Below are 15,074 nucleotides of genomic sequence, written 5' to 3' on the forward strand. Positions count from 1 at the left end.
AAAAGAAAGCCGAGAAGAAAGCTGTCGAAGCGCTTCGACTCCCTATGGACACCCACCCTCGCTAGAGCTAGTGTCGAACCACCCCCACCCGCCCCTGTTCGCAATGCGCACTGTCGAAGCGCTTCACACGCTTGGAGAGCTGGATGGTCACCCTCGCCGAGGTCGCCCAGCACGCCGGAGTCTCGGCGAGCACGGTGAGCTATGTCCTCAGCGGCAAGCGGTCCATCTCCACGACCACCCGGGAGCGGGTGGAGCAGTCCATCCGCGAGCTCGGCTACCACCCGAACGCGGGCGCGCGGGCCCTGGCCAGCAGCAGGTCGAACATCATCGCGCTGATGGTCCCGCTGCGCACCGACATGTACGTACCGGTGATGATGGAGATCGCCATCGCGGTCGCCACCACGGCCCGCACGCACGGGTACGACGTCCTGCTGCTGACCGGCGAGGAGGGCCCCGACGCGGTGCGCCGGGTCACCGGCAGCGGGCTCGCCGACGCGATGATCCTGATGGACGTCGAACTCGACGACGAACGGCTGCCGCTGCTGCGCGGCACCGACCAGCCCTCGGTCCTCATCGGCCTGCCCGCCGACACCTCGGGCCTGACCTGCGTCGACCTCGACTTCAAGGCGACCGGCGCGCTGTGCGTGGAGCACCTGGCGATGCTCGGCCACCGCGACATCGCCGTCATAGGAGAGGCGCCCGCCGTCTACGAGCGGCACACGGGCTTCGCCGAGCGCACCCTCGACGGACTGCGCTCGCGCGCCCAGGAGCTGGGCGTACGGCTGCTGCACCGGCCGTGCGAGGGCGGGTACGACGCCATGGCCGTCACCCTCGCCCGCATTCTCGACGAGCGGCCGGGCACCACCGGCTTCGTCGTGCAGAACGAGTCGGCGGTCGAACCGCTGCTCGCCCTGCTCCGCCAGCAGGGCCGTGCGGTGCCCGAGGACGTGTCGGTGGTCGCGGTCTGCCCGGACCAGGTCGCCGTGCAGGCCTCGGTGCGGCTGACGTCCGTCGCCATCCCCGCGCAGGAGATGGGCCGGCATGCCGTGGAGCGTCTGGTCGCCAAGCTGGACGGCCGGGGCACGGACGAAGTCGTGCTGCTCGCCCCGGAGTTGACGGTGCGGGCGAGCACGGGCCCGGCACCCTCCGGTACTTCCTGATCCCGCTCTTCCGTGCCCCTGGCGGGCACCCTCATGTCTTTCGGGAGCACCCTTCGTGAACCAGTCTGCCGAAAACCAGCCCCGGGCCGGGGCCCAGCCCCAGGTCAGCCTCGCCCAGTCGTCACCCACCGTCGGCACCTTCCGGGAGCGGGACGGCGCGCTGGAGTGGAGCGGCCGTCAGGAGACGCTCCGTATCGAACCGTGGGGTCCGGACGCGGTCAGGGTGCGGGCCAGGCTCGGCGGCCCGATCCTCGAGGGCCTGCCGGGCGCCCTGCTCGACGAGGCACCGGCCACCGAGAGCAGCATCAAGATCGGTGACGGGGAAGGGCAGTTGACGGTCGGCACGCTCACCGTGGACGTGAGCGCCGAGGGCCTGATCCGCTTCCTGCGCACCGACGACGGCCACGAGGTGCTGGCCGAGGAGCGCGCCCACTTCTGGTGGCCGGGGTCACGGTTGTACACGGCCGTCGGGAACGGGCACCACCGGCTGGAGCAGCGTTTCGCCGCCTACGACGACGAGAAGCTGTACGGCCTCGGCCAGCACCAGCACGGCCGCCTCGACCAGAAGGGCCTGGTCCTCGACCTGGTCCAGCGCAACGCCGAGGTCGGCATCCCGGTGCTCTCCTCCAGCCGCGGCTACACCCTGCTGTGGAACAACCCGGCGATCGGCCGTGTGGAGCTGGCGCACAACGGCACCCGCTGGGTGGCCGACTCGGCCCGGCAGATCGACTACTGGATCACCGCGGGCACCCCGGCGGACGGCCAGCGCCGCTACAGCGCGGTCACCGGCCGGACCCCGATGCTGCCGGAGTGGGCGGCGGGTTTCTGGCAGTGCAAGCTGCGCTACCGCACGCAGGACGAACTCCTCGCGGTGGCAAGGGAGTACAAGCGCCGGGGGCTGCCCATCTCGGCCATCGTGTGCGACTTCTTCCACTGGACGCACCTGGGCGAGTGGAAGTTCGACCCGGCCGAGTGGCCCGACCCGGCGGCGATGGTCCGTGAACTGGACGAGCTCGGCATCAAGCTGGTGGTGAGCGTGTGGCCGTCCGTGTCACCGCTGAGCGAGAACCACCCGGTGATGGAGCAGCGCGGCTACTTCATCGGCACCCAGTACGGCCCGATGGCGCACGCCGACTGGCCGGACAAGCAGGTCGCCTCCACCGTTCAGGTCGCCTTCTACGACGCCACGAACCCGGAGGCCCGTGAGTTCGTGTGGTCGCGCGTGAAGGAGAACTACCTGGAGCCGTACGGCATCACGGCCTTCTGGCTGGACGCCTGCGAGCCCGAGCTCAAGCCGGGCTTCCAGGAGAACCTGCGCTACTGGGCGGGCCCCGGCCTGGAGGTCGGCAACAGCTACCCCGCGGAGAACTCCCGCACCTTCTACGAGGGCCTGCGCGCCGAGGGCGAGGAGGTCATCACCCTCAACCGCTCGGCGTGGGCGGGCAGTCAGCGCTACGGCGCCGCCCTGTGGTCCGGCGACATCGGCACCGACTTCCCGACCCTGCGCCGCCAGATCGCGGCCGGCCTCAACACGGCCCTGTCCGGCATCCCCTGGTGGAACACCGACATCGGCGGCTTCCACGGCGGCGACCCGGAGGACCCGGCGTACCGCGAGGTCATGGTGCGGTGGTTCCAGTTCGGGGCCCTGTCTCCCCTGATGCGGCTGCACGGGTTCCGTGACCCGGGGATGCCGCTGGGGCCGGAGATGACCGGCGGGCCCAACGAGGTGTGGTCCTACGGCGAGGAGGCCGGGGCGATCCTGGAGAAGTACCTGCGGCTGCGGGAGCGGCTGAAGCCGTATGTCCTGGACGTGATGCGGGAGGCGCACGAGGAGGGGCTGCCGGTGATGCGGCCGCTGTTCCTGGAGTTCCCGGAGGATCCGGCGGCCTGGGCCGTGGAGGACGCGTATCTGTTCGGGCGGGATCTGTTGGTGGCGCCGGTGCTTACGGCTGGCGCGAGCGCCCGGACTGTCCATCTTCCGGTGGGGGCCACGTGGACGGACGCGTGGACCGGTCGGACGTACGAGGGTGGTGCGACCGTGACGGTCGAGGCGCCGTTGGATCGGATTCCGCTGTTTTTGCGGGACGGGGCGCAGTTGCCTATTGCTTCGCAGGATGTGCCGCTATAGGTGCGTTGTCGACTGCTGCGCCGTCGTGGCTTGTCGCGCAGTTCCCCGCGCCCCTTTAGGGGCGCGGCGGAACCGCACGGTCACATGCCCCGCCTGTTCAGTTCCTGCAGACGGACTCCAGGGAGCGGACCAGGGCCTTCGTGTGGACCAGGTCCGGGTGTTTCTCGTGGTGGACCTCGATCACCGCCAGGGTGCGTTCGGGGCGGCAGGTCAGGGACGTGCGGTCGGGGGTCGTGTCCGCGACTGCCTGGACCAGGTCCGTGGTGATGCGGTTGATGGTCTGGCGGACCACGTTCAGGTCGGGCCTGGTGGTCGGGGCCTCGTCGGGGTGGGCGGTCCAGCGGGCGTAGAGGGCGCGCTGGACGTCCTTGTTGGCCTCGATCTGGTCGCGGAAGATGCGGCGGACCTCGTCGGGGTCGGCGCCGATCTGCTTCGCCTGTGCGGCGACGTTGTCGAGGACCACCTGCTCGCGGGCGGGGTCGTCGATGGGGCTGTCGGTGCCCCACTTGGCCGCGGCCACCAGGTCGGCGGTGGCGAGGCGTTCGGCGGCGAGGGAGGCCACCGAGTGCAGGGGGGAGGACCAGGGGGACGTGGGTGCCGCTGCCGCGGTGCCCGGTATGGCGAGCACGGCGGCAGCGGCCGCCAGCGTGGTGCGGAGGGGGGTGAGGATCTGCATGGGGTCCATGAAACCTCACCCGGTCCGCATCAACATCAACTGCTACTGACGTTTTCGCTGTTGACGATGAAGTTCAGGCCACCGGACGATGACGTGATCTCGAAGCCGAACTGCAGATCCCCGATGGTCACGTTGCCGAACCAGCCCTTGGTGTCCTTGATCCACTTCAGGATCGGCAGGATGTCGACCGTGCCGGAGGCCGAGTTGGAGCTGCGGACGAACGAGAACACGTCGTTGGAGCCGTTGGTGCCCTTGTAGACGGTCCAGGAGTGACCGCCCAGCGTGACGTTGCCCTGCGAGGTGCCGAGCGGGCCGACGGCGCCGGTCTTGTTCATCCAGAGCATGATCTCGTACCTGTGGTTGGTGTCCCAGATGTCGTACGCCGTCTCGTACGCGCCGGACGAGGGGACGCTGACGTTGTAGCTGCTGGAGAGCGAACCGAGCGAGGTGATCGACTTGTTGATCACCTTGGTGGCGTTCGGGTAGGACTTGATACCGCCGGTGTTGGGGTGGTCGGCCCAGACACCCCAGCTGGTGCCGGAGTTGGCCCAGATGCACTGGCTGCCGGCACCGGAGCCCCACACGTTGTTGTAGAGCGTGTAGCCGTTCAGGTTCGTGCTGCCGTACTGGGCGCAGGAGTTCCAGACCGCCGCGGAGGCGGGGGCGGACGCGAGGCCGACGGTGGCGCCGATGGCCATCGCCGGCGCCAGTACGGCCATGGTGACCTTGCGCAGAGTGCTCTTTGCCATGGTGTCCCTTCCATGGGTGGGGGGAAATGCGGGGGTGGTTACCACGTCCTCAGGGCGAGGACGTGGTCTTCTCCGGCGACGAGGTCGAGCGGCCGCGTGCCGGAAGAAGTCCTGAGTTCGACGCGGTGCGTACGGGTGGGGCGCAGCACCGCCGTCGCTTCCTGCGGGTTCCAGGTGAGGTCGAGTTCCGCGCCGAACCGGGTACGGAGGCCGAGGAGCCGGCCCTTGGGGCAGGCCTTCGGGAGCGCGGGAAGCAGGACCAGGCGGTTGGGGGTCGACTGCACGAGCATCTCGATCAGCACGGCGGGCAGGGTGTGCGCGGCGTCGGCGTTGTAGACGTTGCGGTCCGGGTAGTGCGCGCTCATCAGGGAGGTGTGGAAGAAGTCGCCCTTGAGCACCTGGCCGAGGGCGTGCGCGACCCGTTCGCCGTCGCGCAGCCGGGCGGCGACCAGGGCGTGGTGCAGATGGCCGTGCGCGGAGTCGTTCTCGGCGCCGCGGAGTTCGAGAGCACGGTGGGCGGCCGCCGCGAGGTCCGGGGTGTCGTACGGGTTGATCTCGTCGAGCGGCCAGACGCCGTACAGGTGGCTGAGGTGACGGTGGTCGTAGGTGTCGTCGAGGCCGGGCCAGGCCCATTCGGCGAGGGCGCAGTCGGCGTTGATCCGGTGGGGCGGCAGACGGTCGGCGAGGGCACGCCGGCGCTCGGCCTCGGGGGTGTCCGGGTGGTAGTCGGCCGCCGTCAGCAGCGCGTGCCGGGCGGCGGACAGGTCCATGGCCGCGTTGATCGCGCCCCAACTGGCGTTCGCGGGGCGGTTCTCCGGCGAGTAGGACGGGACGACGACGAGATGCCCGTCGTTGTCGGTGCGGGTGAGGAAGTCCTCGTAGAACAGGGCGACCTGGGCGAGGGCGTGGGCGGTACGGGGGTCCCGGGTGCCGTTCGTCTCGTCGTGGTCGACGAGCGGTTTGAGCAGCCAGTCGGCGCCCGCGGTCCACAGGTGCAGGGGGTATTCGCGGCTGAAGTGGTACGACAGCCCGGACTCGCCGTCGGTGTGGGCGGGGGCGACGACGCCACGGGCGCCGAAGACCGCGCGGGCGTTCTCCGCCCAGTCGGGCAGCTGACGATGGATCAGGGAAGCGAGGGCTTCGGTGACTTCGGGGAGCGCGCCGGCCGCTGCGGACGCGGTCTGGAGGTTGAGGTTGGCGTCGTTGGTGAACGCCCCCGACCAGGCGGTGTTCCAGTCGCCGGTCCACAGGCCGACCAGGCGGGGCGGGAGCAGACCGCTCGCGGACAGCAGGTGGTAGCGCCCCGCGGCGAAGAGGCGCTCCAGGAGGGCGGGGCTGTCGGGGCGGGCGAGCAGCTCCGAGCCGGGCAGGGCCCGCTCGGCCGGGTCCGCGTCCAGATCGAGACGGACGCGTTCGTAGGCCGTGCGGTGCAGGGTCGTGTGGCGGTCCAGGAGGAGGGCGTACGGGTCCTCGCCGCCCGGCAGCAGTGCGCGCAGGGCCTGGGCGTGGGGTGTCGTGTCCAGCTCACCGGTGTGGCGCAGCACCCTGGTCAGCAGCAGGACCGACTCCGCGTCCGCGACGTGTGCGCCGGGAGGCGTGAGCGTCGTACGGCCGCCCATGACCACGACGAGCGTGACGCCGGTGTACGCCGTGTCGCTGCCGGGGTAGCGGACGCGCAGGGTGAGCAGGGCCCCTTCGGGGGTGAGGACCGCGCCGTCGCCGACGGCGAGGTCCGGGGGCGCCCCCGGGAGGCGGTGGTCCAGGGCGATGTCGAGGTCGGTGGCCGTGATGTGCTGGACGATCACGTCGTCGGCGCGGGACACGAAGACCCGGCTGCTCCAGCCCTCGCAGACCGCCTCCACCACGCCGGTGGTGAAGTCGACGGCGCGGCGGTAGCGACGCGGCTCCTCGCCGGCCGGTCTGCGCAGCCGGACCTGGAAGGCGGGGTGGAAGGGCTGGACCCACTGGAGGTCGCGTCCGTCGGTGAAGGTCTCGGCGGCGTGCAGCTCGCCCGCGAGCAGCTTGTCCTGGAGGAGCGGTAGCTGCTCGGCGAGGCGGGGTGGACGGGCCTTCTCGGCGCCGTTGGGGCGGACGAGGGTGTGGTGGGTGACGACAACCTGTTCGTCGTTCGGATCACCGAACACAAGTGCGCCGTGGTGGCCGTTGCCGCTCAGGAAGCCGTCCTCCCAGCGGGTGGCGGGGACGGGCTCCCAGGTTCCGTGGACGATGTTCATCGGCTTGCTCATGGGTGTGTTCATGAGCGCAACACCATCACGCCGTACCGGCCGAGAGTGACCTCGCCCTCCACTGTCGCGCCGGTGAGCAGGTCGCGGTGGGTCCCCGGCACCTGCACGGTCACCGGTTCCCGCCCGTGGTTGAGCAGGAAGAGCAGGTCGCCGCGGCGGACCGCCTCCACCCGGTCGGGCAGGCCGTCGAGGACGGGGCGGGCGCCCGCCCCGGCCGCGATCCGGGCCAGCAGGTCGCGCAGCGCGTGCGGCTCGGGAAGCGTGGAGACGTACCAGGCGCGGCCCTTGCGCAGCACGGCGGGCAGGCCGTCGAGCTCGCCGCCCTTGTACCTGGCCTCGACCGAGGCGTCCTCGGCGGTCTCGATCTCCTCCGACCAGAGAGTCCCGTGGAACTCGTCGGTCTCGGCGGTCTCGTCCGCGTCCAGCGGCCACCACTCGTGCAGGGTGCGGATGCCGAACAGCTCGCGCAGCCGGGGGTCCATGCCGCCGGGGCGCACGCGGTCGTCCTCGTCGGTGACACCGGTCAGGAACCCGCAGACGAGGGTGCCGCCGCCGCGGACGTGGGCGAGGAGGTTGTCGACCGCCGCGTCCGTGAGGGCGTACAGCTGGGGGACGACGACCAGCTTGTAGGCGGTGAGGTCGTGCTCGGGGTGGGCGAAGTCGGTGGTGAGGTGGGCCTGCCACAAAGCGCGGTGCCAGGCGGTGAGGATCTGCGTGTGGTCGACCCGCGTCGAGAGCCGGCCCTCGTGGGCTCCGGCCCACCAGGAGTGCCAGTCGTGCAGGATCGCGATGTCGTTCCGGCTGTGACGGCCCGTCACCTCCGGGCCGATCCGGGCGAGTTCGGCGCCGAGTTGTCCGACCTCCTGATACGTACGGCCCTCCGGCCCCGCATGGCTGACCATCCCGGAGTGGAACTTCTCCGCGCCCTGCCGGGACTGGCGCCACTGGAAGTAGCAGACGGCGTCGGCCCCGCGGGCCACGGCCTGGAAGGACCAGAGGCGGCCCAGGCCGCGCGGCTTGGGGTGGTTGACGCCGCGCCAGTTGACCGGGCCCGCCGCCTGCTCCATCAGCATCCAGGGGCCGCGGGCCTGCGAGCGGGTCAGGTCCTGGACGAGGGCGCCGTGCTGCGCGCCGAAGGGATCGCGCGGATCGGGATAGAGGTCGACGGAGACGACGTCCTCCTCCTCGGCCCACCGCCAGGCGTCCAGCCCGGCCCACAGCGCCATGAAGTTGGTGGTGACCGGGATGTGGGCGGGGGTGTGCCGGCGGACGATGTCACGCTCGGCGATGTAGCACTCCAGGAGCATGTCGGAGGTGAACCGCTTGAAGTCCAGGACCTGGCCCGGGTTCTTCAGGTAGTGGGCGTGGCGGGGCGGCAGGACCTCGCTCCAGTCGCCGTAGCCCTGGCTCCAGAAGGCCGTGCCCCAGGCGGAGTTGAGGGCGCCGAGCGTGCCGTACTTCTGCTGCAGCCAGCGGCGGAAGCGGGCGGCGGCCTCGTCGCCCCAGTCGTAGGTGCAGTACTCGTTGTTGATGTGCCACATGGTGAGGGCGGGGTGGCCGCCGTAGCGGGCGGCGAGGTCCTCGGTGATGGCTGCCGCGTAGCGGCGGTAGGCGGCGCTGGAGTGCGAGAAGTGCTGGCGGCCGCCCCACCATTCGGTGCGGCCGTCCTCGTCGCGGGGCAGCGTCTCGGGGTGCAGCCGGCCGAGCCAGGGCGGCGGCGAGGAGGTGGGAGTGGCGAGCACGACACCGATGCCGCCCGCGTGCAAGAGGTCCATCAGCCGGTCGAGCCAGCCGAACTCCCGCTCCCCCGGCCGGGGTTCGAGCTTCGCCCAGGAGAAGACACCGAGGGTGACGGAGTTGACGCCGGCCTCCCGCATGAGCCGTACGTCCTCGGTCCAGGTCTCCTCGGGCCACTGCTCGGGGTTGTAGTCGCCGCCGAAGAGGATGCGGCCGCGGGTGGCGTCGCTGAGCGCCGGCATCAGACGGGCTCCCCGTACTGGATCCCGCGCCCGTTGGTGGCGAGGTAGACGCGGCCGTGGATGCGCGGGTCACCGGTGACGGCCGTGCCGATCCAGCCCCACTGGTGCCGGTCGTCGTTGATCCGCACCCAGGTCTTCGCCTCGTCGTCGGAGCGGTGGACGCCGGTGACGGTCCCGATCGTGCCGACCTGGTAGACGGCGGGGTAGTCGGCGCCCTTCGCGGCCCTGCCGAAACCCAGGCACTCCGAGGCGCCGACGCCGGCGGTCTTCGAGAAGCTCGCGCCGCCGTCGGTGGACCGGTGCAGGCCCTGCCCCTTGGCGCTCAGCCACAGATCGCCGGACCTGCCCGGTGCGGCGACCAGCTGGAACTGACTGTCCCCGGAGGGCAGTCCCATCGCCCGGGCCGTGAAGGTCCGGCCACTGTCGGTGCTGGCGTACAGCGTTCCCGTGTCGGTGTCGTACGCGTAGAAGAGCGTCGGGTCGGCCGGGTCGGCGACCGGCGTGGCGCCCTTCGGGAAGGAGGAGACCTCGGACCAGGTGGCGCCGTGGTCCGTGGAGCGGTGGGCGGGGTACTTGGTGCCGTCCGAGTGCACGAAGACCCACAGCAGCACGCTGCCGTCGGCACTCACGGCGATCGGCCCCGGCCCGTCCTTGGCGATGGCGGGCTGGGCCTCGAAGGGCGCCCAGGTCTGCCCACCGTCGTTCGAGTATGCGCCGTTGCCGTGGTCGCCCCAGCCGGTACGGACGACGTACGCCGGCTTGTTCGCGGCCTGGGCGAGCCCCATCGCCGACCCGAACACGGGGTTGGTCGCCATGCCTCGGGACGGAGACGCCGTGAGCCGCTCGTGGTACAGCACGCCGATGTCACCGCAGCCGCTGATCAGATGCGCCTCCCCGGCCGGGGGCGAGATCAGCAGGCGCACGGCCGTCTCCTCCAGACCGCGGATCTGCGGGGCCCAGTTCCTCAGGTCCCGGGTGCCGTAGAGGGTGGCGCCGGTGCCGTAGACGATGTGCCGGGAGTCGTACGGGTCGAGGGCGAGCGTCTGGATCCACCATCCGAACTTGGGCTTGTCGGCGCCCCACTTGAGATAAGGGGTCTCGGACACGTCGAGGACGGCGGAGTCCTTGAGGGACGTCCAGGTGCGGCCGCCGTCGGTGGTCCGGTAGAGGGTGTCGATCTCGGCCCACCGGTTGTTGGTGGAGACGACGACGGTGCCGGGGCGGCGGGCGTCGACGGCGACGCCGCCGTACCCGAAGGTGTCGGCGGACCCGTCGGACGTGGTGCCGCCCGGTCTCACGGGGGTCACGTCGGTCCACTTCCCGCTGGTGGTGCACAGCTTGTGCACACTGCCGTCGGACTGGCCGTTGGGGCCGGGCGCGTCCGCGTACGTCACGTACAGCTCGCGGGTGTACCGGTCGTACGCGGCACGGATCGGCACCTTGGCGGCCGTGCCGGTGGGCCCGCCGGGGACGGCTTCCCAGATCGTGCCGTCGGTGGTGCGGAAGAGGTGGGCGGTGCTGCCGTCGGAGTCGCCCCAGCCGGCGTAGCGGGTGCGCCCGGCGGCGACGAGGAAGGTGACGCCCTGCCCGGAGGCGCTCGGGGAGCCCGGGAAGCCGCCGGCAGCGGCCCAGGTGGCCCCCCGGTCGGTCGACTTGAGCAGCCCGTCGTGCCGGGTGCCCAGCCACAGAGTGTCGCTGTCCCAGGGATCGACGAGCAGCCGCTCACCCGTGCCCCGCCCGTCCTCGTTGGCGCCGAGCTTGACGCCGAGGTCGGTGCGGGTCCAGGTGGCACCGCGGTCCTCGGAGCGCAGGACGGCCCCGTTGCCGGCCCAGGACTGGGTGTAGGTGCCGAGGGCGAGGTAGACGCGGTCGGGGTGGGCGGGGTCGACGGCGATGGCCTCGACGCCGAGGAGGTTCCAGTCGTCCGCGCCGAGATGGTCGGTCAGCGGGGTCCAGCGGGCGGTGCGGTCCTCCCAGCGGTAGGCACCGCCGATGTCGGTACGGGCGTAGGCGAGGCCGCGGACCGAGGGGTGGAAGAGGACGCCGGTGACGAAACCGGTGCCGCCTATGACGGCGTTGCGCCAGCGGTAGGCCGGCGTGGCGGTGGCGGCCGGCGTGGCGGCCAGCGCCCGCCCGGGGAGCAGCGGAACGGCGGTGAGCGCGGCGGTCGCCGCGGTACCGGCGAGAACGGCACGTCGGCTCGGAGTGAACGCGGGCATGACCTACCTCGTTCTGTGCGGGTGGGGAGCAACGGGAGGTTTGGGACCGCCGCGGCCGACCGCTGATGGCGGCAGGTCGGCCACGGCGGAGTCGAAAGGTGTGGCTCAGCCCTTGATGGCGCCGGTGAGCATGCCCTTCCTGAAATGCTTCTGGACGAAGGGCGACAGCACGGCCACGGGCAGCAAGGCCATCACCATGACCGCCATCTGGATGGCGAGCCCGGACAGCTGACCGGTCCTGATGGCCTGGCTCAGGCCGACCGGCGCTTCCTGCTTCTGCACGAGCTGGATCATGACGTTCTGCAGCGGCATCATGTCCTGGTCGTTCAGATAGAGCGACGCGTTGAACCAGGCGCTCCAGTAGCCGACGGCGTAGAAGAGCGTGATCACCGCGAGGACGGCCCGCGACAGCGGCATGACGATCCGCCAGAGGATCCGCAGGTCCCCGGCGCCGTCGATGCGCGCGCTGTCGATGAGCTCCGGCGAGATCTCCATGAAGAAGCCGCGCAGCACCAGGATGTTGAAGACACTGATGGCGCTCGGCAGGATCAGTGCCAGATAGGTGTCGGTCAGACCGAGGGACTGAACCAGCAGATAGGTGGGGATGAGGCCGGCGCTGAAGAACATGGTCGCCAGCAACACCATCAGGATCCAGCGGTGGCCGAGGGATCCGCTCCGGGACAGGCCGTAGGCACACAGGACGGACACCGTCATCGAGAACAGCGTGCCGACCAGGGTGACGAGGATGCTGATGATCGCGGCGCGGGTGACCTGGCCGCCGCTGAGCAGCTCCTGGTAGGCGATGAAGGTGATGTCCTTGGGCACCAGCACCAGGCCGCCCGCCTCGTTGATCGTCTTGCGGGAGGAGAGGCTGGTGACGACCACGATCCACAGCGGGAAGAGAATCGCCAGGCAGGCGACCGTCAGGGCGATGCCCTTGCCCGCGAGGCCGGCCTGGGAGGGCTTCTCCTCCCACGCGGGGCGCTCGGGTGCGGTCCACCAGCGCGGCCGGCTCGCCGGTTGGTCGATCACGGCGGTCACTTCTTGTACACCCCCTTCTCGCCCATGAGATGGGCCACCTTGTTCGCGGCGAGGACCAGGCCGATGCTGACCACGCCCTTGACCAGCCCCGCGGCGGCCGCGTAGCCGAAGTCCTGGTTGCGGACGCCGTTCCACCACACGAAGGTGTCGAGGACTTCTCCGGCGCCCGGTCCGACGCCGTCGCGTTGGAGCAGGATCTGCTCGAAGCCGACGGTCAGGGCGTCGCCGACGCGCAGCACCAGCAGCAGGGCGATCACCGGCCGCAGGGCGGGCAGGGTGATGTGCCACATGCGGCGCCGGCGTCCGGCGCCGTCCATCGCGGCGGCCTCGTACAGGTCCGGGCTGACCGAGGCGAGCGCGGCGAGGAAGACGATGATCCCCCAGCCGGCGTCCTTCCACACGCTCTGCGCGGTGAGCAGGAAGGGGAAGGTGTCGGGGTTGGTCATGATGTTCAGGCCGTCGTGGCCGTTCTCCCGCAGCAGCTGGGAGAGCATCCCCGCGCCGCCGAACATCTGCTGGAAGACGGCGATGACCAGCACCCAGGAAAAGAAGTGCGGCAGGTACAGGACGGCCTGCGCGACGGCCCGCACCCGGGGCCTGACCACGCTGTTGATGAGCAGCGCGAGCAGGATCGGGATCGGGAAGAACAGCAGGAGCTGCACGAAGAACAACACCAGCGTGTTCTGGACGGCGTTCCAGAAGGCGGAGTCCTCGAACATCCGCTGGAAGTTCTCCAGGCCCACGAAGGGACTGTGCAGGATGGAGACGATGCCGTTGTCGCTGATGTACGGGTCGTAGTCCTGGAAGGCGACGACGTTGCCGAGGATGGGCAGGTAGTTGAAGACCAGGAGGAGCACGACGGCCGGCAGCGTCATGAGGATCAGGACGCGGTCACGCCGGAACCTGTGCCGCAGGCTCAGCTTGCCCGTGACTCGTTTCTCCCGGGGGCGGGCGGCGTCACCGGACGCCGCCGCGGTCTTCACCGGTGTGCCGGCCTCGGCGCTGCTCCGAGGCACCGTGCTGTGGGACACAGACGTTCTCCTTGCCTCAGAGTGTGGTCAGCCGGCCACGGAACCGTTCTCGTCGAGCAGCTTCTTGTACCAGTCGCGCAGCTTGTCGCCGCCCTTGCTCTTCCAGTCGGAGATGGCCTGCTGCATGTCGCTGATCTTCTTGTGCCCGCGGATGATGTCGTCCTCGAGCTGCTCGAAGTCGGTGGCGAGGTTGGTGTAGCGGGAGGGCTCGGTGATCTGCAGGCCCCAGAACGAGGACTTCTTGGTGAAGGCGCCCATCCGCTGCTGCCACTCGACCATGGCCCGGGTGTAGTCCGGGAGGTCGGGGTGGGCGATGGTCGCGGCGGGGCTCGCGACCATGACGTAGGCGTTGACGACCTCGTTGTTGCCCTTGTCGTTCTTGACGGGCACACCGTCCTTGAGCGTGTAGTGGGTGCCCTCGACGCCGTAGTTGGTCATCATCCACTCCCTGGTGCCGTACGGCGCCGCGGTGACGTTGGCGACCGCCAGGGCGTCGCGGATGACGGACTCGGAGGCCTTCTTGTTGACGAAGGCGAAGATGTTGGCCGGGTTCGTGGCGTACAGCGTCGGGGCACCGCCGTCGTGGCCCCAGATGTCCATGCCCCAGACCTTGACGTCGGGGTTCTGGGTCGAGTACGAGGCCTGCCGCCCGTACCAGTTGGAGATGTCGTCGTTGTAGATCAGGAACTCACCGGCGGCGAACATGGGGGACGTGTCGCCGATCTGCCCCTTGCCCAGGTAGAAGTTGGGGTGGACGACCTTGGCGGCGAACAGCTTCCGCGTCCACTCGATGGCTTCCAGGTACTGCGGGGTCTCGATACGGTTGATCAGCTTGCCGTCGACGAGGTTCCACCACAGCGGCTTCTCACCGCCGCTGAGCACCCCGAAGTTGCTGAACGCGGTCCACTTCATGTCGCCGCAGGCCCATCGCTTGGCCCGGGCGTTGGTGATGTCCTTGCACAGGGCCATGAACTCGTCGGCGGACCGCGGGATTTCGTAGCCCTCCTTGTCGAAGATGTCCTGGCGGTAGAGCGGCACGATGTTGTTGACGTACCCGGCGGGCATCGGCAGGCCCATGAGCTTGCCGCCGAAGATGGAGCGCTGCCAGGCGTCGCTGGGGATCGCCGCGAGGTTGGAATACTCCTTGACCTTGTCCCCGGACAGGTAAGGGCCCAGGTCGGCGAACTTGCTGATGATGGCGTTGGGTATCTTGCCCATCATGTTCCAGCTCGGGACGACGACCACATCCGGGACGTCGCTGGAGGCGAGGACCGCGCCGAGCTTCTGGTCGTAGGTGTTGCCGTCCTGGTTGCGCCACTGGACGTCGACACCGATCAGGTCGTTCATCGACGTGTAGTAGGGGTTGTTCTGCTTGGGCGGCGAGCCCCAGAACGGCGACATGATGGTGACCTTGCCGCCTTTGCCGAGCTTCTTCGACACCGACGTCTTGAGGGTGGCGACGTCGAGCTTGCTGGTGAAGCCCATCGCGGAGCCGTTCTTGGACGGGATGTCCGGCTGCACGACGTTGCTGGCCACATAGGCCGGCAGGAGCTTCTTGGCGTTCTTGCCCGACGTGGTCCCGTCGCGCGACCCGCTGTCCGAACCACCGCAGGCGGACAGCAGTGGCATCCCTCCCGCCACTGCCGCGGTGGCGACCGCTGTTGAGGCGAGGAAGCTTCTCCGGCTCGGTCCGGACGAGGCGGAGGCGGCGTTCGGCGTCATTGCGTCAACCCTTCGTGGCGCACCTGGACACCCGGCGGAGGCCGTCGGCTGCGGTGTCGTAAGTGGAATTGCCTGAGCTGAAGCGTTTCTTCGACGAGTGAACGGAATGCGCAGTCGAAGCGC

At 70.0% G+C, this 15,074-nt stretch carries 10 protein-coding genes; 2 read left to right on the forward strand and 8 right to left on the reverse strand.

Annotation, left to right across the window (positions count from 1 at the left end):
- Nucleotides 1-143 precede the first annotated feature (143 nt).
- Both ACWC1K_RS28730 and ACWC1K_RS28735 read left to right on the forward strand, forming a co-directional pair.
- Entirely contained in the window at nt 144-1,160 is a 1,017-nt protein-coding gene (locus ACWC1K_RS28730) for a LacI family DNA-binding transcriptional regulator (RefSeq protein WP_450835539.1), read from the forward strand.
- Nucleotides 1,161-1,215: 55 nt separating this feature from the next.
- Nucleotides 1,216-3,288, forward strand: coding sequence for a glycoside hydrolase family 31 protein (locus ACWC1K_RS28735; RefSeq protein WP_450835541.1), 2,073 nt, complete (start codon nt 1,216-1,218; stop codon nt 3,286-3,288).
- Between the two features lie 97 nt (nt 3,289-3,385).
- Here ACWC1K_RS28735 and ACWC1K_RS28740 read toward each other — a convergent pair whose 3' ends face one another.
- The 8 genes from ACWC1K_RS28740 to ACWC1K_RS28775 form a co-directional block, all read right to left on the reverse strand.
- On the reverse strand, nt 3,386-3,964 hold the full coding sequence (locus ACWC1K_RS28740; protein ID WP_450835590.1) for a chorismate mutase: 579 nt from the start codon (nt 3,962-3,964) through the stop codon (nt 3,386-3,388).
- Nucleotides 3,965-3,999: 35 nt separating this feature from the next.
- Complete coding sequence (locus ACWC1K_RS28745) at nt 4,000-4,713, reverse strand: glycoside hydrolase family 12 protein (protein ID WP_450835543.1); 714 nt, start codon at nt 4,711-4,713, stop codon at nt 4,000-4,002.
- 38 nt (nt 4,714-4,751) lie between these two features.
- Nucleotides 4,752-6,947, reverse strand: a complete 2,196-nt coding sequence (locus ACWC1K_RS28750; RefSeq protein ID WP_450835592.1) for a glycosyl hydrolase family 95 catalytic domain-containing protein — start codon at nt 6,945-6,947, stop codon at nt 4,752-4,754.
- Between the two features lie 20 nt (nt 6,948-6,967).
- Nucleotides 6,968-8,938: a beta-galactosidase gene (locus tag ACWC1K_RS28755; RefSeq protein WP_450835545.1), complete on the reverse strand. Its 1,971-nt coding sequence runs from the start codon at nt 8,936-8,938 to the stop codon at nt 6,968-6,970.
- Nucleotides 8,938-11,157, reverse strand: coding sequence for a 1,4-beta-glucanase (locus tag ACWC1K_RS28760; RefSeq protein ID WP_450835547.1), 2,220 nt, complete (start codon nt 11,155-11,157; stop codon nt 8,938-8,940). The genes ACWC1K_RS28755 and ACWC1K_RS28760 overlap by 1 nt, the downstream gene beginning before the upstream one ends.
- Before the next feature lie 105 nt (nt 11,158-11,262).
- Nucleotides 11,263-12,198 (reverse strand): carbohydrate ABC transporter permease, encoded by a 936-nt coding sequence (locus ACWC1K_RS28765; protein WP_450835549.1) that lies wholly within the window; start codon nt 12,196-12,198, stop codon nt 11,263-11,265.
- The gene (locus ACWC1K_RS28770; protein ID WP_450835551.1) at nt 12,195-13,229 is read right to left on the reverse strand and encodes an ABC transporter permease; all 1,035 of its coding nucleotides are present in this window, start codon (nt 13,227-13,229) and stop codon (nt 12,195-12,197) included. The genes ACWC1K_RS28765 and ACWC1K_RS28770 overlap by 4 nt, the downstream gene beginning before the upstream one ends.
- A gap of 27 nt (nt 13,230-13,256) precedes the next feature.
- Nucleotides 13,257-14,951, reverse strand: coding sequence for an extracellular solute-binding protein (locus tag ACWC1K_RS28775; protein ID WP_450835553.1), 1,695 nt, complete (start codon nt 14,949-14,951; stop codon nt 13,257-13,259).
- Nucleotides 14,952-15,074 lie beyond the last annotated feature (123 nt).

The organism is Streptomyces sp. NPDC001492 (genome assembly GCF_053597275.1).